General features: G+C 64.0%; 23 protein-coding genes. 11 read left to right on the top strand and 12 right to left on the bottom strand.

The window, feature by feature from the left end:
• Nucleotides 1-26: 26 nt before the first annotated feature.
• On the bottom strand, nucleotides 27-1,007 hold the full coding sequence (locus LZC95_43805; GenBank protein ID WXA93368.1) for an ATP-grasp domain-containing protein: 981 nt from the start codon (nucleotides 1,005-1,007) through the stop codon (nucleotides 27-29).
• A gap of 5 nt (nucleotides 1,008-1,012) precedes the next feature.
• Nucleotides 1,013-1,876 carry an alpha/beta hydrolase gene (locus tag LZC95_43800; protein WXA93367.1) on the bottom strand — a complete coding sequence of 288 codons (864 nt, stop codon included), beginning with the start codon at nucleotides 1,874-1,876 and terminating at the stop codon, nucleotides 1,013-1,015.
• 38 nt (nucleotides 1,877-1,914) lie between these two features.
• On the opposite strand from LZC95_43800, the gene LZC95_43795 reads away from it, so the two are divergent.
• Complete coding sequence (locus LZC95_43795) at nucleotides 1,915-2,274, top strand: YkgJ family cysteine cluster protein (protein ID WXA93366.1); 360 nt, start codon at nucleotides 1,915-1,917, stop codon at nucleotides 2,272-2,274.
• 146 nt (nucleotides 2,275-2,420) lie between these two features.
• Here LZC95_43795 and LZC95_43790 read toward each other — a convergent pair whose 3' ends face one another.
• Nucleotides 2,421-3,026, bottom strand: a complete 606-nt coding sequence (locus tag LZC95_43790) for a TetR/AcrR family transcriptional regulator (protein WXA93365.1) — start codon at nucleotides 3,024-3,026, stop codon at nucleotides 2,421-2,423.
• Between the two features lie 98 nt (nucleotides 3,027-3,124).
• Here LZC95_43790 and LZC95_43785 point away from each other — a divergent pair, with 98 nt between their 5' ends.
• Nucleotides 3,125-3,790: an NIPSNAP family protein gene (locus LZC95_43785; GenBank protein WXA93364.1), complete on the top strand. Its 666-nt coding sequence runs from the start codon at nucleotides 3,125-3,127 to the stop codon at nucleotides 3,788-3,790.
• 7 nt (nucleotides 3,791-3,797) lie between these two features.
• Here LZC95_43785 and LZC95_43780 read toward each other — a convergent pair whose 3' ends face one another.
• Complete coding sequence (locus LZC95_43780) at nucleotides 3,798-5,432, bottom strand: alpha-L-fucosidase (GenBank protein ID WXA93363.1); 1,635 nt, start codon at nucleotides 5,430-5,432, stop codon at nucleotides 3,798-3,800.
• A gap of 170 nt (nucleotides 5,433-5,602) precedes the next feature.
• A complete protein-coding gene (locus tag LZC95_43775; protein WXA93362.1) occupies nucleotides 5,603-6,619 on the bottom strand; it encodes a putative zinc-binding metallopeptidase in 1,017 nt (338 codons plus the stop codon).
• A 79-nt stretch (nucleotides 6,620-6,698) separates the two neighbouring features.
• On the opposite strand from LZC95_43775, the gene LZC95_43770 reads away from it, so the two are divergent.
• Nucleotides 6,699-8,294, top strand: coding sequence for a L,D-transpeptidase (locus tag LZC95_43770; protein ID WXA93361.1), 1,596 nt, complete (start codon nucleotides 6,699-6,701; stop codon nucleotides 8,292-8,294).
• Between the two features lie 4 nt (nucleotides 8,295-8,298).
• Here LZC95_43770 and LZC95_43765 read toward each other — a convergent pair whose 3' ends face one another.
• Nucleotides 8,299-9,183, bottom strand: coding sequence for a GNAT family N-acetyltransferase (locus LZC95_43765; protein WXA93360.1), 885 nt, complete (start codon nucleotides 9,181-9,183; stop codon nucleotides 8,299-8,301).
• Nucleotides 9,184-9,356: 173 nt separating this feature from the next.
• Between LZC95_43765 and LZC95_43760 the strand changes: the two genes are divergently transcribed.
• Nucleotides 9,357-9,776, top strand: a complete 420-nt coding sequence (locus LZC95_43760; GenBank protein ID WXA93359.1) for a hypothetical protein — start codon at nucleotides 9,357-9,359, stop codon at nucleotides 9,774-9,776.
• Entirely contained in the window at nucleotides 9,773-11,056 is a 1,284-nt protein-coding gene (locus LZC95_43755; GenBank protein WXA93358.1) for a hypothetical protein, read from the top strand. The genes LZC95_43760 and LZC95_43755 overlap by 4 nt, the downstream gene beginning before the upstream one ends.
• Here LZC95_43755 and LZC95_43750 read toward each other — a convergent pair.
• The gene (locus LZC95_43750; GenBank protein WXA93357.1) at nucleotides 11,022-11,954 is read right to left on the bottom strand and encodes an SDR family oxidoreductase; all 933 of its coding nucleotides are present in this window, start codon (nucleotides 11,952-11,954) and stop codon (nucleotides 11,022-11,024) included. The two genes, LZC95_43755 and LZC95_43750, sit on opposite strands and share 35 nt — an antisense overlap.
• Before the next feature lie 58 nt (nucleotides 11,955-12,012).
• Here LZC95_43750 and LZC95_43745 point away from each other — a divergent pair, with 58 nt between their 5' ends.
• Nucleotides 12,013-15,246, top strand: coding sequence for an acetoacetate--CoA ligase (locus LZC95_43745; protein WXA93356.1), 3,234 nt, complete (start codon nucleotides 12,013-12,015; stop codon nucleotides 15,244-15,246).
• Nucleotides 15,247-15,249: 3 nt separating this feature from the next.
• Here LZC95_43745 and LZC95_43740 read toward each other — a convergent pair whose 3' ends face one another.
• From LZC95_43740 to LZC95_43720, 5 genes are all read right to left on the bottom strand, one after another.
• Complete coding sequence (locus LZC95_43740) at nucleotides 15,250-16,122, bottom strand: hypothetical protein (protein ID WXA93355.1); 873 nt, start codon at nucleotides 16,120-16,122, stop codon at nucleotides 15,250-15,252.
• Between the two features lie 428 nt (nucleotides 16,123-16,550).
• Nucleotides 16,551-17,357 carry a hypothetical protein gene (locus tag LZC95_43735; protein ID WXA93354.1) on the bottom strand — a complete coding sequence of 269 codons (807 nt, stop codon included), beginning with the start codon at nucleotides 17,355-17,357 and terminating at the stop codon, nucleotides 16,551-16,553.
• A 272-nt stretch (nucleotides 17,358-17,629) separates the two neighbouring features.
• A complete protein-coding gene (locus LZC95_43730) occupies nucleotides 17,630-18,229 on the bottom strand; it encodes a hypothetical protein (protein ID WXA93353.1) in 600 nt (199 codons plus the stop codon).
• A 6-nt stretch (nucleotides 18,230-18,235) separates the two neighbouring features.
• Nucleotides 18,236-19,114: an SPFH domain-containing protein gene (locus LZC95_43725; protein WXA93352.1), complete on the bottom strand. Its 879-nt coding sequence runs from the start codon at nucleotides 19,112-19,114 to the stop codon at nucleotides 18,236-18,238.
• Nucleotides 19,115-19,221: 107 nt separating this feature from the next.
• Nucleotides 19,222-19,545: a DUF962 domain-containing protein gene (locus LZC95_43720; GenBank protein ID WXA93351.1), complete on the bottom strand. Its 324-nt coding sequence runs from the start codon at nucleotides 19,543-19,545 to the stop codon at nucleotides 19,222-19,224.
• A gap of 27 nt (nucleotides 19,546-19,572) precedes the next feature.
• Here LZC95_43720 and LZC95_43715 point away from each other — a divergent pair, with 27 nt between their 5' ends.
• From LZC95_43715 to LZC95_43695, 5 genes are all read left to right on the top strand, one after another.
• The gene (locus tag LZC95_43715; GenBank protein WXA93350.1) at nucleotides 19,573-20,361 is read left to right on the top strand and encodes a chlorite dismutase family protein; all 789 of its coding nucleotides are present in this window, start codon (nucleotides 19,573-19,575) and stop codon (nucleotides 20,359-20,361) included.
• Nucleotides 20,362-20,565: 204 nt separating this feature from the next.
• Nucleotides 20,566-20,928 (top strand): MarR family transcriptional regulator, encoded by a 363-nt coding sequence (locus LZC95_43710; GenBank protein WXA93349.1) that lies wholly within the window; start codon nucleotides 20,566-20,568, stop codon nucleotides 20,926-20,928.
• Nucleotides 20,928-22,070, top strand: coding sequence for a hypothetical protein (locus LZC95_43705; GenBank protein ID WXA93348.1), 1,143 nt, complete (start codon nucleotides 20,928-20,930; stop codon nucleotides 22,068-22,070). The genes LZC95_43710 and LZC95_43705 overlap by 1 nt, the downstream gene beginning before the upstream one ends.
• 207 nt (nucleotides 22,071-22,277) lie before the next feature.
• Complete coding sequence (locus LZC95_43700) at nucleotides 22,278-23,420, top strand: hypothetical protein (GenBank protein ID WXA93347.1); 1,143 nt, start codon at nucleotides 22,278-22,280, stop codon at nucleotides 23,418-23,420.
• Nucleotides 23,421-23,763: 343 nt separating this feature from the next.
• Nucleotides 23,764-23,970, top strand: coding sequence for a hypothetical protein (locus LZC95_43695; GenBank protein WXA93346.1), 207 nt, complete (start codon nucleotides 23,764-23,766; stop codon nucleotides 23,968-23,970).
• The last annotated feature ends 24 nt before the right edge of the window (nucleotides 23,971-23,994 follow it).

Genomic DNA, 23,994 nt, shown 5'->3' with positions numbered 1-23,994 from the left:
TGTTCAATTCCCCATTCTTCTAGCCGTCAATATGGCCGCCGAAAGCGAGCCAGCGCCAGCTTGGCGATGGCGTTCACCAAGTTGACGTAGCGGATGCCCGCGGCTTGTGCGGCGGTGGCGAATTCGGAGGACTTCTCGAGGTAGCAGCTCGCGTTGACCTCGATGACGTAAACTTCGCCCGCGGGCGTGAGGCGCAGGTCGATGCGGCCGTAGTCGCGTACGCGCAGCGCGCGGTAGGCGTCGATGGCGACGCGTTGGAGTTGCAACTTGGTCTCGTTGGGGATCTCCGCGATCTTCGAGCGGGTGCCCTTGTATTCGGGGCTCGACTTGACCCATTTGGCGCGGCGGCCGAGCACGCGAGGCATGCCCGCGGGCAGGCCGGAGAAGTCCATTTCGATGGGCGGCAGGGCAATGGGCTTTCGGTTGCCCAGGACGCCGACGTAAAACTCGCGACCTTCGATGTACTCTTCGACGAGGGCGGCGTCCTTTACCTTTTCGTGGATCGCCACGATGCGCTTCATCATCTGCGTCGCACTGCGCACCAGCGAATTGGATTCGATGCCGATGGAGGCATCCATGCGCAAGGGTTTGACGATGAGCGGCATGCGCAGGCGCCCGCTCGTATCGGGGTAATGGTCCTTGCGGAAAACGGCATAGTTGGGAAACGGCACGCCATGAAAGGCGAGCAGCTCCTTGGTGAGGGCTTTGTCCTGTTGCAGGTAAAATTCACCGGGGCCGCCGCCGGTGTGGCGGAGGCTCAAGAGCTGCAATGCGCCTGCGACACCGATTTCGCCGCAGAGATTCCCGCCGAAGGCCTCCATCAGGTTGAACACGAGGGTCGGGCGCTGTTCGCGCAAGCCTTCCACCAAGGCGACGATGTCGCCGTGCACGGCGAAGACTTTGACCGTGTGCTTCTCCGCCCGCAGTGCATTGGCCACTTGATCGGCGACGGGGTCATATGCCGTGTCGCCCTTCTTTTCCAAGTACGTGAGGACGGTGATGCGCATCTCGTCTAATGCGACGATGCCGCGAGCAGCTCGAACAGCTCGTCCGGCGCGTCGACGTGCACCCAGTGGCCGGCTCCGGCGATGATGTGCACGTCCACCCGCCCGGGGCTCTGGCGTGAGGCACGCTCGGCGCGTCCGCGGTCGGCCTCGTCGAGCACCCTGGAGCGCCCGCCGATGATCAGCTCGACCGACACGGTGCCGGGCGGATTCTCCACCACCGGCCAGAGATCGCGCTCGAAGTAGTCGCCCAGCAGCGCGCCGATGGCGTCGAGGTCGAGGCGAAAGCGGTAACCTCCTCCGGGGATCGAATCGACGTTCATCGCGAGCCACTGAATCATGCCCGCATCGAGACCGCCCGCGGCCAGCGCGTCGTTGAAGGCTTGGCGCGATTCGAACCGCGCGGGAAGGGACCGAAGGAGCTCGTACACGCGAACCGTGGACTCGGAGCCGGCGGCGTTGGGGCGGGCTCCGGGCGTGGAGTCGATGATCCATGCGCGGTCGAGCTCACCGCCTTTGTTGGCGACGTATTGCAGCGCCACCTTGCCACCGAAGCTATGCCCAACCACACCGCACACGCTCCCGCCACGCGCCGCGACCACCTCTTCGAGTGTGACCAGATCCTTCGCCGCCGCCTCGATGGTGTGCGGCGGCGCAAAACCTTGCGAGCGCCCGTGCATGCGAAGATCGACGAGGACGAGCCCCAGGTGCGGTCGCGCCTGCACCCACCGTCGCGCCAGGGTCCGAAAGTTGTTCCCGCTACCGAGGATGCCGTGAAGAAAAAGAATCCAGCGGGTTGGCGTATGGCCCGGCTCCGTCACGAAGGCATGGGTGAGGCTGGGCGAAGAAGGAGAAGAGAGGTCGGATCCCATTTTGCCGAGCAGAGTACACTAGCATTACATTGAAGAGCGTGAGCACCCTCCTGCCCGTGATCCCGAGCAGCTTGCCATGCTTCCCGTGTCCGCACGATTCCATCTGCTGCTCGTGGGGCACGTCGCTCAACACGAAGGAGGCCGAAACGCTCAAGTCGCTCTACGGCGCCGACGCCATCGTGTGGGACGACGAAGAGAACGAATGGCGCACCCGCGTCGATGGCGACCGCTGCATGTTCCTCAAGAACAATGCATGCAGTCTACACGACCGCCCCGAGTACCCTTCCGTGTGTCGCTGCTTCCCCTGGAGCGATCCCGAAACGGGCGGCCCGTACCAATACGACTTGTCCATCTGCCCCGAGCTCCCCCAAGACGAAGCGGATCCCACGGAGCGCTAGAAGAAGGATTTACAGGGAGGCGGGGAGGCGGGGAGTTTTTTTGGTTTCCAATCAGCCCATTGGGCGAATTGGAAACCCCAAAAAAGCGTTCCGCGCTGGCCGTGCCGTATCCCTCCCCGCCTCCCCGCCTCCCTGTGAATTCTCTTCTAGCCGTTACCGCGCCTTGGTGTGCGTGGGGGAAGGTTGCGCGAGAGGTGCTCGATGCAGGTTTGCAGAGGGGTGGGGGTCTGTTCGGCTTTGGCGAGGGACATGGCGCCGGAGTAGGCCGAGATGACGAAGGTCGCGAGGGCGTGGGGATCGCCCGCGAGCTCGTCGGCGCGGAACTTCTCGGCGAGGGCAGTGCGCCATGTGTCGTAGACCGTTTGTACGGCGGCGCGTAGTTCGGGATCGGCGAGGGAGAGCTCCAGGCCCAAATTGGCGAGCGGGCAACCGCGTACGGTGCCTCGTTCGGTGAGCTCGGCGATGATGCTCGCGAACACGGCCGCGATGCCATCGGTCGTGCGGCGCGCGCGCTGGACGGGTGCGATCCACGTTTCTTCGACGGAGGCTGCGACGCGTTCGCGGATGACGGCCAGCGCGAGGTCCTTCTTCGTGGGGAAGTGATGGTAGAGCGCGCCGCCGCTCATCTCGGCGGCCTTCATGATGTCCTGCATGCTCGTGGCGTGGTAGCCACGCGCTTGGAACGCCTCGGCGGCCGCGTCCAGAATGCGGTTTCGCATCCCCTCGGGATCGTTCATGCGCAGGCGTCCCATGCCCGGCGCAGCTTAGCCGGCAAGGCGGCCATTGACAAACCGGACGACCCGTCGGTATTAAAACCGGACATCCGGTCTGTTTTGCAGGAGGCTCGACCATGGCAACGTTTTCACCCTTCATCGAACTGCGGCAGTACACCCTTCGTCCCGGCACACGCGACACGATGATCGAGCTTTTCGATCGCGAATTCGTGGAGACGCAGGAGGCCGTGGGCATGAAAATCATCGGCCAATTCCGCGACCAGAGCGATCCCAATCGCTTCGTCTGGATCCGCGGCTTTCGCGACTTGGGTTCGCGCGCGACCTCGCTCAAAGCCTTTTACGAGGAGGGCCTCGCCTGGAAGACCCACCGCGAGTCCGCGCGTGCGACCATGATCGACACGAACGACGCCCTTCTTCTTCACCCCGCGCGGGCCAACTCCGGCTTCGCGCTCGAAGGCGCTACCCGCACCACGACGGCTCCGAAGAGCCTCGTCACCGCCACGCTCCATCACTTCGCCGGCCAGCCCGGCGAAGATCAGGTGGCCTACTTCGAGCGAAGCCTCAAGCCCGCCCTCACCGCCGCAGGCGCTTCGATCCTGGCCTATTTCGTCACCGATCCCAGCCCCAACACGTACCCCCGCCTTCCCCTGCGCGAAGGCGAGCACGCCTTCGTATGGTTCGCGCGCTACGACGATGCCGCCGCCAACCTGCCGCAACTCCCCGCCTGGGGCCGCACCCACGTCTTGAGATTGGCCCCGACGGCGCGCTCGCTCTTGCGGTAAGGCGACGTTACCCGTCGCGGTAGGCGCCAAAGGTGGCGATGGCGGCGGGACCCCGAGCGGACGTGATGCGCAGACGTAGCTTGGTCGTCGTGACGGGTGTCGACAAGCGCACCAGTCGCTTGTAGCCGATGACGGTGCCCCACGTCAGTGTGGTCCACGCGCCGCCTTTCCACGCTTCGATGACGAACGAGGTCACCCGCTGGCCCATGCGGATGTTCTCCTGTAAGCCGAAGGCATTCACCTCCCGGGCCGCACCGAAGTCGACGATCAGTGCACCGGTGTTCGCGGTTGGCTGCCACTGCGTGTCGTCGTTTCCGTCCAATGCATGCGCGGGCGCATTGCCCGGCGTGTTCGTCGTGCCGTCATCGTTGGCGGCATGCGCGCCCTGTGCCCGGTCGATGCCGAAAACCTGCGACCGCCATCTGGCGAATTCGTCGAGGCGAGCGACATCGGCGTCCGTGAGACGCCCCCGGTTGTCCGGCGGCACGTCGAGTAGAAGCACGCAATTGCGCCCTACGGATGCATAATACATCGACTGCAGATCGGCCAGCGACTTGGGCTCGTGATGGTTCGTGCTCCAGAACCAACCCGGTTCGAGCCTTGCGTCGCACTCCGCGGGGAGCCATTTCAAAAAGTTCCACGCGCTGGTGCCGTCGGTGTTGCGCTTTCCGAGCAAGGTGTCGCTCCCCAGATCCGTTGCGGTCACGTCGGCCGGGATGGTGATGCGATCGACGGCACCTGCCGCACTCCCGGTGAACGGCAGCACGCTGTATTCGCTTTCGCGCGCGACGCCGTCCTCGTTGCCGACCCAGCGCACGTCGGGGCCACCGTCTTGGAAGATCACCGCGTTTGGTTGCAGTCCGCGGACCAGGCGCGTCCAATCGGGGAAATCCGATGCGTTGACTTTGCCGCTGACCGCATTGGCCCCGTCCCACCACACCTCGTCGATCGGCCCATATTCGGTGAGCAGCTCGTAGAGCGTATTCATGTAGTAACGATTGTAATCGTCAGCGGTCACCGTGAACGCCGGGCCGGGCGGCCGCGTACCATCGAGCCCGGGCTCGGGAATCGTCGCCGTCACCGCCCGACTGCCGTTGCCATACCGCCCTCCGTCCAACGCTTCGTGCATGTCGGCCGGCGAAAGATAGAAGCCGACCCTCATGCCGAACTTGTGCGCCGAATCGACGAACGAGCGCACGACGTTGCCGCGCCCACCTCGCCACGAGCTCGACTTCACCGATTGCGTGCTGTAGCGCGTTGGATAAAGCAGAAATCCGTCGTGATGCTTCGCCGTCAAAATGGCCTGTTTGAATCCCGCACGCTGCAACGACGCCACCCATTGATCCGTGTCCAGCGCCGTGGGGTTGAAGAGATTCGGATCCTCCGTGCCCGTTCCCCACTCGCGATCGTCGAAGGTGTTGGGCCCGAAATGCAAGAACGCGGTCAGCTCCATGCGCTGCCACGCCATCTGCCGCGCCGACGGCGTTACCATCCCGGCTTTGGCCAGGATGCGGGGCGTCGTATCGTTGGGTGAAATGGCAACGACCTGATTCGCCCTCACGGCGTCCGTCTCCGCCGCGAGTGGGAGGGATAGCGTCATCGCGGCAAGTAGCGATGCGCTCCCAAGTTTCCGAGTGTCCATCGTTCGCCTCCGGTTAGGTGATACATCGGATGTATACGGCTGCACCGGTCACGACTACGCCACGGAACGCGTGCTCGTGGGTTTACAAATTCGCAAAATTTGGCGCTTGTGCACCAAGCCACCGGCGCGATGCCGATGTTTGCACATCAAAGATCGGATCTATGCTTGGGCTACGTCTCGTAACGCCCGCTCTGGAGCCAGTGCATCGCCAGCGCGGTGACCAAGCTGGTGACGGCGATGGTGAGCTCTTGCTCGCGTTCGACGCGGAAGGTGAGCGCGAGGGCGTCGGCTCGCTCGGCCATTTGGGCGAGGAGTCCCAGGGTGCGTTCGGGCATGTGCCCCGTCCAATGGTAGACCGAGCCGGGAAGATCGCGTTCGAGCCGCCGGAGCAAATCGGAAACGGCGAGGCGGATGCCGATCTCCTGGCTCTCCGAGAAAATGCTCACCAGCATGCGATCGAGGCCCGCCACGCGCTCGGCGGGGCGGCCTTCGTAGTCCTTGTAGAACTGCTCCAGCGACATCGACAACGTGCCGACGTCGCCATCGAGTTCCGCCGAGGTGATGACCGGATCGCGACTGCGAATTTCGATCATCGTGCGATCGCAATATTCGAGTTTGCGAAGGGCGCCGGGCCATTTGGCATATTCTTTTCGCCAATCGAGATCCGGCGTCATCCACACCGCGAAGGTCTCGGCCCAATCTTCGTCCGGGTGTTTTTGCGCGTACCAGCCGGGCAAATGGTGCACGAACTCGCGGCTGAACGGGCGCGGGCGGTACTCCTCCTCGTAGGGGCGGGCCATGGGCCCGAAGCGCTCCGTCCAATCTTTGCGCTCGTGGAGGCGGTAGGCGTAATTGACCACGTGCCCCATTTCGTGGCGCAAGTAGCGCAGGATTTCCTTCGGCCCCGAGCCCTCCACATGGCACGCGTGCTCGGCGTGGATCAATGTCAGCTCGGGGCGCACCAGATAGAACGGAATGGCGATGGCAATCGTCGCCTCGGGCACGCCCCACTCCGTCGACAGGTAGTAGCGCGGGCGCAGCTTGAGGATGCCGGCCCGGAGCCGCTCCTTTTCGAACTGCGCAATGATGGGTTCGAGGACCGTGCCCGCGATGGTGAGGCCCAGCTCGCGGATGGGGGTGGAGCTCTTGGTTCGCGCCGTTGTGGTCGCTTCCTCGAACGGGATCATGATGCTGGCGCCAGCGTAGCGCCGAGGGGGGCATGCGGCGAAGTGGAACGACGGAGACAGCTATGGTACCGGGGCAATCATGTCGGTGGTGTCGTTCGGCTCAGCCCGGTTTTCGAAGGCGGCCGTGCTCGTAGGCGCTTCGCTTTTTTGGGAGACGGGATGCCGCGGTCACGCCAACGACGCGCAACCCGCGAACGAGGCCGACGGCTCGGCTGAAGGCACGGTGGTTCCCATGCCGGTGGCCGCGGACGCCGGCCCGCCGGGTAGCCCGCCGCCGACACCCAAGGTCGGCGCCATCGTGTCGCCCGCCCCCGTCTTCAGTGCGACCGAATTTCCACCGCGCGATCCGAACAAGGCCAGCGAGGAGCGCCAGGGCGTCTTCCGCCTTGGCTACCTGCGCAAGGGTGCGGTCGTCGAGGTGAAGCCGCAGATCATCAAGAAGGGAAACTGCGCCGAGGGCTGGTACGAGCTCGTGATGGGCGGCTTCATCTGCGGCAAATACGTGACCGCAGATATGAGCAACAAGGAATTGGCCAATGCGGCACACACGCCGTACGCCGACGGGCCGCTTCCTTACGAGTACGGACTGAACCTCACCAATGGCACTCCGCTGTTCCGGCGCGCCCCTTCGCGCAAGGAGCGCACGGATGCCGAGCGCGGGCTGGCCATCGGCAAAACGAAGCGCGGTCCCGATGGCAAGGCGCTCCCCACGCCGGAGGCCGCGGCCATGGCCGCCTCGGGCCAGGACACGCCCTGGTACTTGAAGAGCCACAACGGCGGCCGGCCGCAGGTCACCTTCGAGGAGTTGAAGGGCGAGACGGGCCTCATCGTCTGGCGCATGGTCCGCGGGTTTTATCTGTCGCTCGACAAAGAGGTGAAGCTGCCCGCGGGCAAGATGTGGCGCACCACGGATGGCTATTTCGCGCCGACCGATCACCTGCTCGTGCACAAGCCCACGACGGAGTTCGAGGGCGTTTGGGTGGGCCACGACGACGAGAAGCGCAAGCTCCCCCTGGGCTTCATCACGCACCCGCGCGCGTGGCGCTACCAATACGACGAAGCCGAAAAGAAGGTGCGCCGCAACGAGAACGTGCCGCGCTTTACCATCGTGCAGCTCACCGGCAAGAAGGTCATCGTCGAGGAACGCGCCTATTACGAGACCACCGATGGCTACTGGATGAAGGACCTCGACGGCCAACCGGTGATGGCCAGCGCGCCGCCGTCGGATCTCGCCAAGGGCGAGAAGTGGATCGATATCAATCTCAAGACGCAATCGCTCGTGGCCTACGAAGGCGACAAGCCGGTGTATGCAACCATCGTGTCGACCGGCCGCCACAACGACGAAGACAAATCGCAAGATCATCGCACGCCGATGGGCTCGTACCGCATTCGCGAAAAGCACACGTCGGCCACGATGGATGACGATGCCACGAGCGAGGGGCCGTACTCGATCCAAGACGTCCCCTGGATCATGTACTTCCACGGCAGCTACGCGCTGCACGGGGCCTTCTGGCACTCGAGCTTCGGCCACGAACGCAGCCACGGTTGCGTGAACATGACCCCGCACGACGCGAAGAACATTTTCGAATGGGCCGGCCCCTCCCTGCCCAAGGGCTGGCATGGCGTGCGCGCCACCGACAAGAACCCGGGCGCCCGGGTCATCGTTCACGAGTGAGCGCTCAGGGACGGCGCTTCGTCAGATCCAACTCGAAGACCATTTGCTGGCGCTCGGCGGATGCGAGCGGGTCGGCCTCGTCGGACCACCAGCGTGTGGGGCGGAAGCCGCAGGCGCGGTACGCGGCGATCGAGGGCAGGTTGCGAACGTTGATGTTCACGTAAATGCTCTCGAACTGGCGCTCGTACGAAATGGCGACTGCGTGCTCGATCATTTTGCGACCGCCGCCGCCGCCCCGGTAGCGCCGATCCACGAGCGTGAAGGCGGAGTAGGCCGTCGAGCCGAAACCCAGGTGGATGTTCACCCCGACGAGCTTCGCTCCGTCGAACAGGCCGACCACGTGCTGGTTGGGGTGGGCCTGCACCGGCAGCCCGCGCCCACAGGTCTCTTGCCAAAAGGTGCGCACGTTGGGCCACTCGTCCGCGGACAAGAGCCGCGTGGTGAGGGGCAGGCGTTGCGGCTTCTTCAGCCGGCGCTTCACCGAGCGAAGGTGCGCCGAGGCCACCGCCGCGTACCAGCTAGCGCGTGTAAACTGCACGGGATTCACCGCGGCCGCGCGATCGATGCTGCGCGGCTGAACGACGCCCAGGATGCCGTCCGTCCAGCGATCCTCGAAGGGCGCGACGTCGGCGCGAAGGCGCATGCCCGACGTGGACGTCCCATTCAACTCGAGCACGCGACGGAAGGCGATGCGGTTGCCGGAGAGCAGGCACACCGCCTGCCCCACGTGCGGCTCGCCGCGTTCGATCACGAGCTCCTCGGCCCCCAAGGTGAGGATGCCCGCCTCGGAGACGAGCATCTTCCATCGCGGTGGCAGCGCGCCCGAGGTCGCACGGTGCACCACCTCGTCCTCGGGAAGCCGTTCGATGCGCGGGCTGTCTGTCCCCATTCCGACGGGGTGAGAATAGGACAAAACCGCGCGAACTGTAACTGAAGCTTAGGCAAGCCGGCGCTCTGTCCCGGGATGACGCAGTCTGGCACAGGAAAACGCCGGCCCCGAGCCAATCTATCCGCGATTTTGCGGGTTCTGCCTTTGGCACCGCCTCTGCACGAGTCCGCCTCATGCTGGCGAAGAGGGTAGGGACGGCGGTGGCCGCGGCGGTGGGTTTGCTCCTGACGAATACGGCCCGCGGAGTGCCCCTGCCGCCGCCGCCCACGCCATGCAACGTCGACACGGATTGTCCAGGGTGCACCCGCTGCGTTGCGGGAGGGTGTGAGCGCGCAGAGATCTCCATGCCGACGTGCATGTGCAACGAAGAGTGCGCGCGGGACGGCCAAGGCGCGTGCAGCGTGTCGGCGACGAAGCCGCGTTGCGGAGGGCGATGCATTTCAGGCGCACCGCCGCAGGCGCTGACGTGCGGCGCCGGTGACGACTTTCCGAAGCTCGTGGCGTTGCAGCCGCTCTCCGCCGAGGTGGAACCTGCGATTCGTGTTCTGGAGGGCTCACCCATCGTGATCGAACGAAGCCCGGGAGGCCGATGATGCCGCGCGCTCCGGCCATCGCGGTGCTTGCCGTGCTTTTGGCCTGCAATGGGAAGCAGAGACTCGACGCGCCGTTCATCTACAAAGACGCAGGACCGCCCCCGGCGAATCGTGAGGAACCGGAGCAGCGTGTCGATCCGTCGCCGATGACCGACACGTGTTCCGCGGCCTGCGCCCAGGTCGATGTGGCGGGGGCGGTCGTCGAGTTGCCAGCGCCCTACGACGATTCGGCCGGGTACTCATCGGTGACGTTCGGCCGAGGACACTGGTACGTCGCTTGGGGAGGCGGCCAGGCCATGGTGACGCAGATGCAGCGCTTCACCGTGGATGGTCAGCCGGTGGGCAGGACCCGGCGCCTCGAACGCACCGCCCCGGGGCAGCTCGTGTGGAATCCCGCCGGGCAAGGAGAGCTCGATCTGTACGGCGCGTGGTCGCCGGCCCAGGATGCCATGGGCGATGCCGCGTGGCTGCGGTTCGACCCGAACCTGGTGCCCCTCGAGGGAGCCTTTCGTATCCAGGAGGTGCGGAGTTTGCGCTACGGCGACGATCGGCTGGAAATCCAGGGCGCACGGCTCGAGAGGACGAGCTCTTTGGATCGCATTCGACCGATGTTGCGCCTCCATCGCCTCGATCCGGCCGGCGGTGCGATGCAGAACATCGAGCAGTACGATTGGTACGCGCCGTCGACGTCGCGGTGGCTGGCCGTCGAGCGCTTCGGCGACAAACGATTCGTGGCCTATGTCGCCGACGGTGCCGTCCAAGTCGCGGAGCTCGGGCCCAATGGGGCCCTGGGCATCCCGAGCCGGGCCCTCGAGGGGCTGCCCGACAACAACTTCGTCATCGTGCGGAGCGTGAAGGTGGGCAACGATTGGTGGGTCGGCGCCTTCATTCGCCCGCAGACGGCGCAGACGGTGCAGACGGTGCTCCTGCGAAAGATCGATCCGGCGACGCTGGCCGTGTTGGACGAGCCGATTCGCATCCAGTGGCCCACCGGCTATCCCACGGAGTTGCTCGATGCGAATGGCACCTTGGCCCTGGGTGGCTCGCTGGAGGGCCGATCGTCACCCCTGCGTTGGAGCTTCGTTCCCATCGACACGCAGGCCCGGGCGGTGTGCCGCCCGAGCACCGTGGTGATGACCCGTGACCAAAGCGCGCATCAGACGATTCGGGCCGCGCACTTCGAGGGTGACACCGCCGGTGTCACCCTCGATACGTGGGCCGGCTCCGGCCCGCGGCGCGTCTACTTCACCCGCCTCGCGTGTACGCGACCAGCTCCCTGAGGCCTTCTTCCACGCTGACCTTCGGATCGAAGCCCAACTCCGTGCGAGCGCGCGTGATGTCCGCCAAGGAATCGCGGATGTCGCCCGCACGGGGCGGCTGGTGCTCCGGCGTGATGGTGCGTCCGACGGTGCGTCCGAGCATGGCCGTAAGCTCGAGCAAGGTGGTGCGCTGCCCGCGACCGACGTTGTACACGCGCCCGCCGATACCCGGTACCGTCGCCGCGAGCAAGTTGGCCTGGGCCACGTCGCGCACGAAGACGAAGTCGCGCGATTGGTTCCCATCGCCAAACAGCGTCGGCGTATCCCCGCGCAGCGCCCGGTCGACCAAAACGCTGATCACGCCGCTGTAGGCCGACTTCGGATCTTGCCGCGGGCCGAACACATTGAAATAGCGAAGCGTGACCGACTCCACACCGTGCAGCCGCGCATAGGTGCGAAGGTACAATTCGCTGGCGAGCTTTTCGACGCCGTAAGGCGATATCGGATCTTCGCGCATGGATTCGCGCTTGGGCAATTCCGGATCTTCGCCGTACACGGCGGCCGATCCCGCGAAGACGATGCGCTTGACGCCTTGCCGTTTGGCCGCGAAAAGCACGTTCATCGTGCCTTGCAGGTTCACGTCATGGGTCTCTTGAGGATGGTCGACCGAATAAGGAACCGAAACGATGGCCGCTTGGTGAAAGACCACGTCGCAGCCGGCCATGGTGTACTCGAGTCGAGGCGAATCGCGAACGTCGGCCTCGATGATCTCCAATTTGTCCTCGGGGATGTGGCGTAAATTTTCACGCTTCCCCGCGGAGAAGTTGTCGTACACGCGCGCGCGATGTCCGCTCCGCACGAGGTGCTCGACGATGTGTGATCCGATGAAACCTGCGCCTCCGGTGACCAGCGCAATCATGCAAAAACCTCCCGCGTCTACGACTAACACACCGAGCCGTGCTGCATCCAAGACTGATATGAAACCCGACGACGGCGGCGCTTTCGCCAGTGCGACGTTCCCCATCGGCCTGCTTGCGCCGGGCACCACGTATGGGTTCGACAGCGAAGAGCAGGCGGCCCACCTGCCGATTTTCGTCCCCCATACGGTCACGGTCGCGCAGTCGCAGATGACGGACTTCATCTGCTTCTGCGAGGAGACCACCGGGTGGCGTTTCGACGATCCCGCCGCATTTCATCGGTTTTCCGTGCAGGAATACCGGCTCTTCTGGCGCCTCTTCCTCGAGTGGTCGGAGCTCGAGGTGGAGGGCTCCTACGAGCCGGTGTGCGTGGGGCAGGTGTGCGAAACCGCGGAGTTTTTCCCGAATCTGCAGCTTAGCTTCGTGCAGAACCTCCTGGGCGCGCGCACCTCGGAGCAGCTCGCCCAGCCCGCGCTGACCGCCTGCAACGAGCGCGGTGAGCGCACGGTGTGGACGCGGGGCGAGCTGACGGCACGGGTGCTACGGCTGGCGTCGGCGCTGCACCGTCGTGGGCTACGCAGTGGTGACCGGGTGGTCGCGGTGGTGTCCAACACCGCCGAGACGGTGGTGGCCTGCCTGGCGACGGCTGCGTTGGGGGCGATTTGGTCCTCCATTGCGCCCGATATCGGACTTCCTGCCTTGGTCGAACGGTTCAATCAGCTCACCCCTTCTTGGCTGTTCGCCCATGGCAGCTATTTTCATCACGGTTACGAACGGGTCGTGGCCGAGAAGCTCACCGAGCTGGTGGAGGCCCTTCCATCGCTCGAACACGTCGTGTGCTTGCGGGGGCCCGAGCCGGCCATTCCGGCTGGACGCGACGTGCCCGTGGAGTCGTTTCGCGATTTGCTCGCCTCGGAAAACGAGCCGGTGTTCACCTGCCTCGAGGAGTTGCCGCGATTTGGATTCAACCACCCGCTCTATATTCTGTTTTCGTCCGGCACCACCGGAAAGCCCAAGTGCATCATGCACGGTGTGGGCGGGACGCTGCTCGAGCACGTAAAAGAGCACCGGTTGCACACGGATCTGCGGCCGGGTGACACCATGTACTTCCACACCACGTGTGGATGGATGATGTACAACTGGCAATTGTCCGCACTGGCCAGCGGTACGCATATCGTCATTTACGATGGCTCCGTTTCCTACCCCGAGGCGGACGCGCTGTGGCAGCTCGTGGAGCGCGAGCAAATTACCGTTTTTGGTACCAGCCCTGGATATTTGCAGTATACACGTGATGCGGGGATCACCCCCCGCACGCGCTACGATCTGACGGCGCTGCGCGCGATCATGTCGACGGGATCGGTTCTGCCCGATGCGTTCTTCCATTGGACCCGCGATGAGGTGAAAGCGGTACCGCTTCAGTCGATCTCCGGCGGAACCGATATCATCGGGTGCTTTTTGCTGGGGCACCCGCATCTGCCGGTGTACGAGGGCGAGCTCCAAGCGAAGAGTCTCGGGCTCGATGTGCGAGCGGTCGGACTTCGCGCGACGGCTGGGGTGGCCAAAGACTGCGTCGCGTTCGGCGAGCTAATTTGTGAAAATCCGTTCCCATCGCGTCCATTGGGCCTTTATGGGGATCCCGACGGACGTCGATTTCATGATGCGTATTTCCGTCAAAATCCTGGTGTTTGGACGCACGGAGATCTGCTCGAATTGACGGCAAGGGGAACGGGGCGCATTCACGGCCGCTCCGATGGTGTGATGAACATAAGGGGCATTCGCATCGGGCCTGCCGAAATCTACAGCGTGCTGACTGGCATCGATGAAGTGCGCGATGCGGTGGCCGTGGAGCAAACCGCACCGCACGAACCCGGGGGAAGCCGGCTCGTTTTGGTGGTGGTGCTTCGCGAGGGCACGTACCTCGATTCCTCGCTCGTGCGGAAGATACGCAAAGCGCTTTCCGAGCAATGTTCGGCGGCGCACGCGCCGGCGGTGATTGCGGAGGTCGACGAGCTTCCCACGACCCATAGCGGAAAGCGCTCGGATCGTGCGGTGCGCGACGCCATCAATGGCAAACCGGTGCTCAATGTCACCGCGCTTCGCAATCCCGAGTGCCTTCACGCACTGCGCGAGCATCCGGCGCTGCGACTCGATGGGCCGGGCGATGGCGCGGAGGTTTCGGCGCTGCTCACGCCCAGCGAGGTGGTGGTCTCGCGTTACGTGTTCGGCGAAAGGACCGATTCGCTGGAAGGGCGATTGGCCGAAATCTGGGAAACCGTGTTGGGGTTGCCCGTCGCGTTGGATGACAATTTCTTCCAATTGGGCGGTCACTCGCTGCTCGCGGTGTCGCTGCTCGGGAGGGTGGAAAAGGAATTCGGGCGTCGCCTGCCCATGTCCAGTTTGCTCCACGCCGGAACGGTGCGGACGATGGCGGCGCTTCTGCAGCGAGGCGCGGCCGATCGCTCGACGTTGATTGCGATTCAGCCGAAGGGCCGCAAGCGGCCCGTGTATTGGCTGCCCGGTGGTGGCGGGTTGAGCGTGCTCGCGTTCCGCGAGGTGTCGTTGCTCTTGGGCGAGGATCGACCGGTGTATGGGCTGGAGGCCGAGCTGCGGCTCGATGGGTCGAAGAACGATCTGCCGAGCATGGCCCGCGATTACATCGATGCGATTCGGGAAAAGCAGCCGCACGGGCCATACGTGCTGCTCGGGTTTTCGCTGGGTTCGTGGATGGCCTACGAGATGGCGGTGCAGTTGCGCGAGCGCGGAGAAGAGGTCGCGCTGCTCGGGCTTTTCGATACGCCGGTGCCGGGCACCTTGAACGGAGTGCAGCAGGTGACGGCGGCGGCGCAGCGCGTGCGCCATCATTGGCGAAACCTGCGGGCGCTCCCCGCGCGAAGCATGTTCTCCTACGTGAGCGACGCCGCCGAGGTGATCGCGCACAAGGTGCAGCGGCAGCTCGGACGCAGCCCGTCGGAGCCGCCGCCGCCCGAAGGCGAGGTCGCGGCAAGCTCGGTGTTCGATGAATTGGACCGGAAAAACCGGGCCATCATCGACGTGTACAGCCGCGGCCCGCTCTCGCCTTATCCCGGCAAGGTGACGCTGTTTTTGGCCGAGCGAACGTCGCAATCGGGATTGTCGCCCGAGCTGGACGCGCGCCTCGGATGGCGCAACCTCGCCCAGGGCGGAGCGGACGTGCACAAGGTGCCGGGTAGCCATCTTTCCATGTTGGAGCACCCGCACGTCGAGGGCCTGGCCCAGGTTCTGCGCGAATGCCTCGCGCGCGTGGACGAGTCGTAACGGCTATTTGCATTTGGCAAAGAGCTCGTCGAAGCGGGTGCGCATGGCCGCATCGCGCACGACGACCAGATCGGTCTGGACATCGCGGAGGACTTGGCAGGCCTTCTCCGCCTCGTTGTTCTGCAAGGCCCAGCCGGCCCCGAGCAATGCGCGACCAATGCGTTCCTGGGCATCGATGACCGGCTCGCACTGTTTTGCGTGAGGATCGGGGCTCGTCGGGACGAGGGCCATCCCTGCGCAACCGAGGGCCGCGAGAACGCAGGCGCCCTGGATCACGCGCGTGAAGCGATCGGTGCTCGCGCCGCGATGCCTGCGCGCATCGACGATGGCGACGACCGCCGCGATGGCCGCCGGCACGAGCATGAGAAGGAGCGCCCGTTTCGAGGAGGTGACCGCGAGGAGGTATTGCCCTTCGAAGGCCCATCCCCATCGTGGAGAAGGGAGCGAGCACTTTTCCGCGAAGCTCGACTCCGCCGCTTTTCGAATCGACCAGGTGATGTAAGCGCCCATCCATAGGCCAATTTGGGCTGCGAAGAACGCCGCAGTGGTGAGCGCCGGCACCGGCCTCTCCCCTCGAACGAGCCGCGCGGCAAATCCAATGAAGAGCACCGTCCCCAAGGCGAAGGGGGTGGCGAGCTGGAGAACCGCCGGCCCTTTGGGTTGCGACGCAAACGCGATGAACGTCCCTACCGTGACGAAGCCCGCAAGCAAGGTCGAGAGCACGAGCGCAATGAGCGCGACGTACCGCGCGAACTTGGCACGCCGTTCGAAGGCCAACGCAATCGCGCCGAAAAGCGCCGTCCAAGCCGCGAGCATACAAGCGAAAATCGGCCACGGCCCATTGTTGTATGCGCTCCAGAGCGGGTCGAAATCCATGCCCGCGAGCATACATCGAGCCAAGTCATGATGAGCCCACAGGATCGTGATCGTGCCCCGTGATCGTGATCGTGATCGTGATCGTCTCTCGTGATCGTGATCGTGGTCGTGATCGTGCACGCGCACGCGCTCGTGCTCGAAGAGTCCCCCGGAAGCGCTGCTCGCTTGCCGCTTCGTGCACGAGCGCGAGCGCGTGCACGATCACGATCACGATCACGATCACGAGAGACGATCACGATCACGTGGGCCTGGGCCCAGTGCGCACAAAAGAAAACGTGCCGCTCTCCCCCAGGGAGGCGGCACGCAAGATCGGACTTTGCCTTCGAGTCATCCCGCCGGAGGCGGAGACCTTCCCCATTCTTCTACGCCACGGGCGTGGAGCACGCGAGAAGCAAAGTCCGATATGACTATATTCGGCTGAACGACTACTAAGTGCTGCCGCCGCAGGTGATGCCCGCAGAGGCTCCCGCTACGACCACATCGGCCAAGTCGAGAACGTTGACGTGAAGTGCGTTGGTCTGGATGCTTCCGCTGTTTCCTTTGCTGTCGACGAGTTGCTCGTTGATGACGATGGTGATGCCGTGGCCCAGACCGTCTCCGAGGAGCTCGATCTTCTGATTGGCCTTACCCGGCACGATTTCGAGGATGTTGTTGTTTCCGATGCGCAGCTTGGCCACGATGGAGTCGCCTTCGAGCACGGGCTTGCCGCCTTTGCACGATGCGCTGGCCGTTGCCTTGAGGACGTCGGCCTGGATGTCGGCCTGCAGGCCCAGGTTGTTCAGAAGATCGTTCAGAACTTGCAGCGACACGACGCTGCCCAGCTTCAACTTGCTCAAGCCCACTTCCACGTTGGCGATTTCCGCCACCGAATCCGTCCTGCAGTTCGCACCGTCGACGGTCGCATCGAGGACGCGGGCGCGGAGGAGATTCGGGATCTGCAGATCGAGGAGATCCGCCTTGGCATGCCCGCCCGAGGGGCCAATCGATGCATCGCTGAAGGGAACGTGAATGCCGCCGTTCTCGAGAACGTTCTGGTCGAGAAGAGGGATCTTCAGACCGGGCAGCAAGTGAATGTCCACCGCACGCGAGATGCCTGCGTACTGGCACTTGGCCGGAGGCGGAGGCGGCGGCGGGCAGTGGTCACAATGATTTTGTGAAGAGTCACCCGTCAAGCTGCCTTCGTCGCTTGTCGACGAATCGTTCCCCGCCGCACAACCCGCAATCAACCCGATCATGCAACCAGCGAGAACCGCACGCTTCGCCGAAGAAATGAGAACACTATTCATCGTTAATACCCCCTTGGTGCTCTGCGCTCGGACACCGTCACTGTCGAGACTGTCCAACGCGTCACCCGGGTTCTACGATGCGAACCCCCCACGGTGGGTTTCCAGATTACTTTATGCGGGAGCACGACCGAATTAGTGACCATGTGCCGAAATTGATACTGAAGCTGGCGATATAGTCACGATTCCGAAATGGGCTCCGTTGCGAATACGAAATATCCCTTTTACAAGTGGAATCGGCTCCGGATCACGCGCACATTTGCCTTCTCCGGCCCCCCGAGCAAGAGGCACAAAGCCTCGGAAATTGCTCGGAGATCGCGCTCCAGGCTCTCGCTATCCGCCCGCGTTACGGAACTAACATCCATCGTTGCGGTGATGTCGCGCGCACGTGACGCAATATCCAACTTTAAATGACGCGCGCGTTGCGCGGCATCGTCTTCGCCGCGTTCCGTCAAATAGGTTTCCAGCGCTTCCGCCATGCCGCCGCGCAACGAATCACCGCGATAATGGCCTTTTTCTCGGACCGCGCCGTTCCAATGTATGCGCAGCTCGTGCAGGCTTTCCAGCGGGCGAAGTGCGATGGATTCCGCAATGGCCACGGTCAGTGCATCGACCACCGGGGGCTCTGGAGCGATATGGGCGAACAATGCGGCGTCCAGGCCAATGCCTACTAAGTGACCTGATGTCGTACCTTCACTCGATTCCCATGTTGCCACCGCATGGCGAATCCAAATATCGCCCGTTCGCAGCGCCTCCTCGACCCAGCGATCCTCCATTTGAGCCGATGAAAATGCGGCGCGCCGCAATTCTTCAGCCGAGATCATGCACCATCATCTCACGGCGCGGCGCGCGGGCTTTTGAACCGGTGCCGGCTCCTCCGCCGCGAGCTCCTCCATCTCTTCGCGCTCTTCGCGTCGTTCGCGTTCTTCGTCCGCAGGCTCGCCCTGCACGAGGCCCATGGCCGTGGCGGCGACGCGCGTGCGCATGTCGCCGTACGGCTTCGCGAGGTCGAAGATCACGCGGCTCGTCCGTCCCGACATGTTCTGCAGCGCTTCGAGCCGCCGCAGCTCCATCGCGCCCGGCGACGAAGCCAGGATCTCCGCCGCTTGAGCGAAGTTTTTTGCACTCTCGACGTCCGCGCGGCTCTTGATCACCACGTACTGCCGATCGCGCTCCGCGATCGCCACGCGCGCGATCACCTCCTGCATCTGTTGCGGAAGTTGGATGTCCTGCATCGCAATGGCTTCGACGTGAAGCCCCCACTGCGACACGAACTGCTCCACCGCCTTGCGGATCTTGAGCGCAATCTCCTCGCGGCGTGAGAGCAGCTCGTCGAGCCGCGTTTCGCCGACGATGTCGCGCAGCACCACCTTGGCGCGGTCTCGCACGGCGTGGTCGTAGTTCTCCACGTTGAGCACCGCTTTTTCCGGATCGATTACCTTGTAATAAATCACCGCGTCGATGGACGCGGTCACATTGTCCGCGGTGATCACCTGTTGCTGAAACAGGTCACGGTTGCGGATGCGCGTGTCGACACGCACGATGCGCTGCAAACCTGGAATGATCCAGGTGAGCCCCGGCTGCAGGCGCCCGGTGTAGCGCCCCACCGTGAACTTCAGCGGGGCTTCCCATTGGGCGATTTGGCGCAGGCCGGACAGAAGATAAAGGACCACGAGCGGCAGAAGCATAAGAAGGGCGACGAGCTCCATGCCCCAAGTATGCGCCTTGTTCCCCGCTCCCGCTCCCGCTCCCGCTCCCGAAACGAAAAAGACGGGATCGGGAGGGGGAGCAGGAGTGGGCCGAAAACCGAGGAGATCTAGCTGGCCGAGCCGTTCTCCGACGTCGTTTGCAGCTTCACCAGCCCCACCTTCTCACCCCACCAGAGGAGGCCGACGACCAAGCTGCGCTTGTCTTCGACGAAAGAGGGCTTCTTTCCCTCGAACGCGTGTCCCGCGAACTGGAAGCCCCAGCCCACGGTAAAGAGGCCCGCGGCCAGCGGCAGTCCGACGATCGTGGCGCCGATGGGGATCGAGGCGGCGATCATGGGGATGCCGATGGAATGGAAGGCCTGGTTCTTCGGGTTCTGATGATCGTCCTTGTAGCTTTCCAAGAGACGGGACCATTCGCGATTGAGCTGCATAGGGCGCTATGTAACATTCTTCCTGGCATGAGCACCACCACCCAAAGGCCCGAAGGCGGCACCAGCGAAACCACCGAAGCGAAACAACCGGGGCTGCCCAAGATCGACGTGAACGAATACGGCGGCAAAAAAGAAGGCGTGCGCCAGAGCATGAATCGCCGCCTCTTCATGCAGCTGCTCGCGTTCGACGTGCCCGTCAACGTCAATGCCAACGACGTGGCGTCCGAGCTGGGGAAGCTCCTTCGCAGCCGCAACATTCCCGGCGTGATCTACGCCGATACCATGAGTCCGCGCGGCCTCGGCCTCCTCACGTGGAGCCAGGATCCGAGCCTCTTCGTGCGCGATGTGCGACCGCTCTTCACGGAGGAGTTCCTCCGTTCTGTCACATTGCGCCAGGACATGGCCATGATTGGCCGCAGCTACAGCACGGGGCACGAGCCCGATCTCGAGTTCGCCCTTTTGAAACGTCCCATCAACAACGTGCTCAGCGAAAGTTACCCCTGGCACGTCTGGTATCCGCTTCGGCGGACGGGGGAGTTCGCGCGGCTAGAGCCCATCGATCAAAGCCATATTTTGCGTGAGCATGCATCCATCGGCATGGCCTACGGTGCCCAGGAGCTCGCTCACGACATCCGCCTTGCGTGCCACGGACTCGACGCCCAGGACAACGAATTCGTCATCGGGCTCGTCGGACCCGAGCTTCACCCGCTTTCGCACCTCGTGCAGGCGATGCGAAAGACTCGGCAGACGTCGGAGTTCATTGCCAAGATGGGGCCGTTTTTCGTCGGCTACGTGCTCGAGCGAAGCAGCGGCTGACGGCGCCGCGGTGTGGCCATAACACGCGAAAATCCAAGCTTGTTCGCCCGCTGACACGCACAGCGCGGGCGAGTAAGCTTCCGCGTCATGCCAGCTACGAATAGCTCCGGTCTAACCCCAGAACAGTGCAAGGAGATGGAGACCTTGTGCGCGTGCTTCAATCTCCGAAGAGCCGCGCGGGCAGTGACCTCACACTACGACTCCATGCTTCAACCCTTTGGGATCAAGGCCACGCAATTGGCGATCTTGGTCGCGCTGAAGAACCTGGGCCCGGCGTCCATGAGCGCACTTGCAGATACATTGGTTCTCGACGCATCGTCCCTGTCCCGCAACGTGGCGTGGCTCACGAAAGAGGGATTCGTGCGTCAGAGCCGCGGAAAAGACGGCCGCGTGCGACCGGTGGTGCTGACGCCCAAAGGAGAGCGTATTATCTCCCGGGCATATCCCGCATGGTCCAACGCACAAAAGATCATCGAAGGGTCATTCAGCGATCGCGAGTTCAACGCTGCGCTGACATTTCTGAGGCGCGCGACCGACGCCGCGCTACGGGTGGAGGATCTCGACTGATGTTTGCTCGGGGGTGGTTTGGCGGTTGGACGGGTGCAGCCGTGCTGCTGGCGTTGTCCGCGGCCGCAAGTGAAGGCTGCGACGAAGTGCAGCGAAAGAAAGAGCTGACCGCGGCGACGGAGTCCAAAGAGGCGAGTACTGCGGCGAGTGCCAGCACGAATGCGGCATCGGCCACCCCGCTCCCCAAGTCGCCTGCCCAAGCGGAAAAGGTGCACACGCGCACCGTGGTTGCGCGTTTCAAGAAGCCCAAAGGTCTCGCGGTTTCCGGCGGCTCCGCGTTCGTGATGGATGCGCTGTCGGGCGACAAAGACCAGAACGAGGTTCTCGATCTTCTGCGCGTGCCGGTGCCCGCGGGAGGTGAGCCGGTGCGCGTGGCGACGAAGCTCCGCTCGGCCGGCACCCCGGTGATCGTGAAGGACGACGTGTTCTTCGCCACGGGGGGCGACAAGCCGAATGGCGCGGCGGATCGCCTGGTGAAAGTTGGGGCGGATGCGAGCGGCGCGGCCGCGGCGCAGGTTGCACCGAAGGCCCTTGCGCTGGCGGATCCCGCGGTGGCGAGCGACGGCACGAATCTGTATTACCTCGCGGCCGCCGACGACAAGGCGAAGGTCGATGTGATGCGTATTCCGGCCGCGGGCGGAAAGCCCACGAAGGTGGCCACCGGCGATCGCTCGGCGCGCGTCTTGTTCATCGCGGCGGATGCGAAATACGTCTATTGGCCCGAGGCGGGTCGTTTGGTGAAGGCGCCGGTCGGTGGCGGCGAGCCCAAAGAAGTTGCCAAAGTCGTTTACGCCTGGGCGGCCGCGAGCGATGGCAATTATCTCTATTGGTCCGATAGCCCGGGCGAGAATATGGGCACCATTCGCCGCATCAAGCTGGAAGGCCCATCGGGCCCTGGGACCGCGGTGGAAACCTTGGCCAGTGGATTCTCGTTTCCCGTTGGCCTCGCGCTGGACGACAAATCGGTATTCTTCGTGAATTACGACGCGGAAGATGGCGCGGTGTACCGGGTGGCCAAGACCGGCGGAACGACGGCCACGCTCATTCGCGGGCAGAAGCACCCCAAGCGCATCGCCGTCGATGAGCGCCACGTCTACTGGATCAACGTGGGCGAGGGGACGCTTTCGCTCACGGATAAGTAAACGGAAAGGGCGACGGATCGCGCGCGCCTCATCGTCGCTCGGAGGCATCGAGCGCTCGTTCGGCGCAAGCGCAAATCCTCGGGGATTTCCCTGGTTCGGTCACCTGGCACCCCCGGACATGGTTTTTGCACCCGGGTCTTACCTGGGACCACCATGATCATCCGATGCCCTAATTGCCGGCAAAAGTATTCGATCCGGGATGAGAAGATGCGCGGTCGAACGGCGCGCATTCGATGCCGCGTGTGCGGTGAATCGTTGCTCGTGTCGGGCGAATCCGCCGAAACGGAGACGACATCGAGCGAGGAGAGTCCGCCCGCCTCCAGTCCGAGTCCGGCCGAGGTGCGCACCTCCGCGGAGCGCATTTCCGAGGACACGTCGCGTATGGGGCGTATGTCCTTCGAGAACACTGCGCCGATGGAGGACGTGAGCGAGCTTCGCGCGCTCGCGCAGCGGATGACCCCGAGTTACGGAGAGGCCTCCAGTCCCAGGGAGTCTGGCCCGGTGGAGTCGCCGCCGCCGGCCGCGCAGTTCAGCAGCAAGACGACGATGCCGATGTTCGGCAATGCCGGTGCGAAGCCCGCCGAGGCCGCGGCCCCTGCGAGCACGCCGCCCGCGAGCAAGCCGTCGGGAAGCATGCCCGCGGTGCCTCCGGCGCCCGAATCGAATCCGTCCACGGGGGCGCGCAACTCGACCTCCATCCTGTTCTCGCTGGCTGCGCTGGCCGAGAAAGAGCGCTCGCAGGTCGTGACCATCGGTCCGCGCTCCGAAAAGGAGCTCGCCGCGGTTCCTGCGATCGACGGCGAGTGCGATCACTCGGGCCTCATCGATCTGCATCGGCTCATGCCGAGCGGCTCGAAGCTCTCGGTGCAGCTGGTCAAGCCCGTGAGCTCGAGCGAACCACCGCTTGCGGTCACCCGCGACGTTCCGAAGCCTGCACCACGAACCGGGCGCGTCGTCGTGTTTGCCGTATTGGGCCTTTTCCTACTCGTGGGCGTCGCGTTCGGCATGCGCTCCGCGTTGAAGTGGGCTGCCACCAAGGACGCGAGCCGCCTCGCTGCGGCGCAAGCGGCCGCCATGCAGTCTTCGCCACCCGCAGCGCCCGCGCCGAACGAAGAGGAGCCCAAGCTCGATAGCTTGGTGCCTGCGCCCCCGCCCGCTGCGGAGGTAACGGCCGCCGCGTCCGAAGCGACGGTGACCAAGGCGGTGAAGTCGAAGAGCCGCAAGCATCGCCACGGCTCACGCCGGTCGAAGGCTGCGCAGGCGCCCACCGAGGCGCCGGCGCCGTCGAACGATCCCTGCCATTGCAATGGCGATCTCGCCTGCGCGATGCGCTGCGCGAGCCGGAATTAATCCGGGCGAAATCAGAGTAGCGTTGCGCTGACCGCGCGCATCCGATGCCCCACTGCGGCACATCGTCACGGGCTCTACGCCATTTTCCTTGGCGTTCCCATGTAGTCGTGTAGCCGATGCGCGTGGATCGATATCTGCTTCATCTCGGCGCGAAGGGCGGCTGGAACAGCCGGGGAGAACGGAGGTGAGCATGTTGAGTCAGCCGGACAGATACGAAAAATTTAGCGGCCTCGAAAGGCGTCGCCATCGCGTCTTCGTCACACACAACAGCGAATACCACTGCCGAGACGGCGTTTGTGTGGCTGTGCGTGACCTGCGCACGCGACGGTTCCTCCCTGATCACATGGCCGTAGGAAAACGCGTAAGCTCCGGCATTCGATTCACCGAAGTCGGCGGCATCGCGTCCATATCCGAGCCGGGTGATCCGCACGTGGGCGAACAGATATGCTTCATTTCAGGTGAACCCGAGCCCGAGGAGGAAGTCCTCACGAGCCCGGTGAAAGCGATTGAGCGACCCCCGAAGGACGTGGTCGCGCTTTATCCGAATTGAGCCTTTATCCTCCATAACGCGTTT

This window comes from Sorangiineae bacterium MSr12523, from assembly GCA_037157775.1.
Classification (GTDB): domain Bacteria; phylum Myxococcota_A; class Polyangia; order Polyangiales; family Polyangiaceae; genus Pendulispora; species Pendulispora brunnea.
Note: the sequence above shows the minus strand (reverse complement) of the source record. Positions and strands in the feature narration are given on the sequence as shown.

Excerpts from the sequence above, each read along its gene's own strand:
- LZC95_43805 (WXA93368.1), bottom strand. The coding sequence starts at position 1,007 with ATGCGCATCACCGTCCTCACGTACTTGGAAAAGAAGGGCGACACGGCA.
- LZC95_43800 (WXA93367.1), bottom strand. The coding sequence starts at position 1,876 with ATGGGATCCGACCTCTCTTCTCCTTCTTCGCCCAGCCTCACCCATGCC.
- LZC95_43790 (WXA93365.1), bottom strand. The coding sequence starts at position 3,026 with ATGGGACGCCTGCGCATGAACGATCCCGAGGGGATGCGAAACCGCATT.
- LZC95_43785 (WXA93364.1), top strand. The coding sequence starts at position 3,125 with ATGGCAACGTTTTCACCCTTCATCGAACTGCGGCAGTACACCCTTCGT.
- LZC95_43780 (WXA93363.1), bottom strand. The coding sequence starts at position 5,432 with ATGGACACTCGGAAACTTGGGAGCGCATCGCTACTTGCCGCGATGACG.
- LZC95_43775 (WXA93362.1), bottom strand. The coding sequence starts at position 6,619 with ATGATCCCGTTCGAGGAAGCGACCACAACGGCGCGAACCAAGAGCTCC.
- LZC95_43770 (WXA93361.1), top strand. The coding sequence starts at position 6,699 with ATGTCGGTGGTGTCGTTCGGCTCAGCCCGGTTTTCGAAGGCGGCCGTG.
- LZC95_43765 (WXA93360.1), bottom strand. The coding sequence starts at position 9,183 with ATGGGGACAGACAGCCCGCGCATCGAACGGCTTCCCGAGGACGAGGTG.
- LZC95_43760 (WXA93359.1), top strand. The coding sequence starts at position 9,357 with ATGCTGGCGAAGAGGGTAGGGACGGCGGTGGCCGCGGCGGTGGGTTTG.
- LZC95_43755 (WXA93358.1), top strand. The coding sequence starts at position 9,773 with ATGATGCCGCGCGCTCCGGCCATCGCGGTGCTTGCCGTGCTTTTGGCC.
- LZC95_43750 (WXA93357.1), bottom strand. The coding sequence starts at position 11,954 with ATGATTGCGCTGGTCACCGGAGGCGCAGGTTTCATCGGATCACACATC.
- LZC95_43745 (WXA93356.1), top strand. The coding sequence starts at position 12,013 with ATGAAACCCGACGACGGCGGCGCTTTCGCCAGTGCGACGTTCCCCATC.
- LZC95_43740 (WXA93355.1), bottom strand. The coding sequence starts at position 16,122 with ATGGATTTCGACCCGCTCTGGAGCGCATACAACAATGGGCCGTGGCCG.
- LZC95_43735 (WXA93354.1), bottom strand. The coding sequence starts at position 17,357 with ATGATCGGGTTGATTGCGGGTTGTGCGGCGGGGAACGATTCGTCGACA.
- LZC95_43730 (WXA93353.1), bottom strand. The coding sequence starts at position 18,229 with ATGATCTCGGCTGAAGAATTGCGGCGCGCCGCATTTTCATCGGCTCAA.
- LZC95_43725 (WXA93352.1), bottom strand. The coding sequence starts at position 19,114 with ATGGAGCTCGTCGCCCTTCTTATGCTTCTGCCGCTCGTGGTCCTTTAT.
- LZC95_43720 (WXA93351.1), bottom strand. The coding sequence starts at position 19,545 with ATGCAGCTCAATCGCGAATGGTCCCGTCTCTTGGAAAGCTACAAGGAC.
- LZC95_43715 (WXA93350.1), top strand. The coding sequence starts at position 19,573 with ATGAGCACCACCACCCAAAGGCCCGAAGGCGGCACCAGCGAAACCACC.
- LZC95_43710 (WXA93349.1), top strand. The coding sequence starts at position 20,566 with ATGCTTCAACCCTTTGGGATCAAGGCCACGCAATTGGCGATCTTGGTC.
- LZC95_43705 (WXA93348.1), top strand. The coding sequence starts at position 20,928 with ATGTTTGCTCGGGGGTGGTTTGGCGGTTGGACGGGTGCAGCCGTGCTG.
- LZC95_43700 (WXA93347.1), top strand. The coding sequence starts at position 22,278 with ATGCGCGGTCGAACGGCGCGCATTCGATGCCGCGTGTGCGGTGAATCG.
- LZC95_43695 (WXA93346.1), top strand. The coding sequence starts at position 23,764 with ATGGCCGTAGGAAAACGCGTAAGCTCCGGCATTCGATTCACCGAAGTC.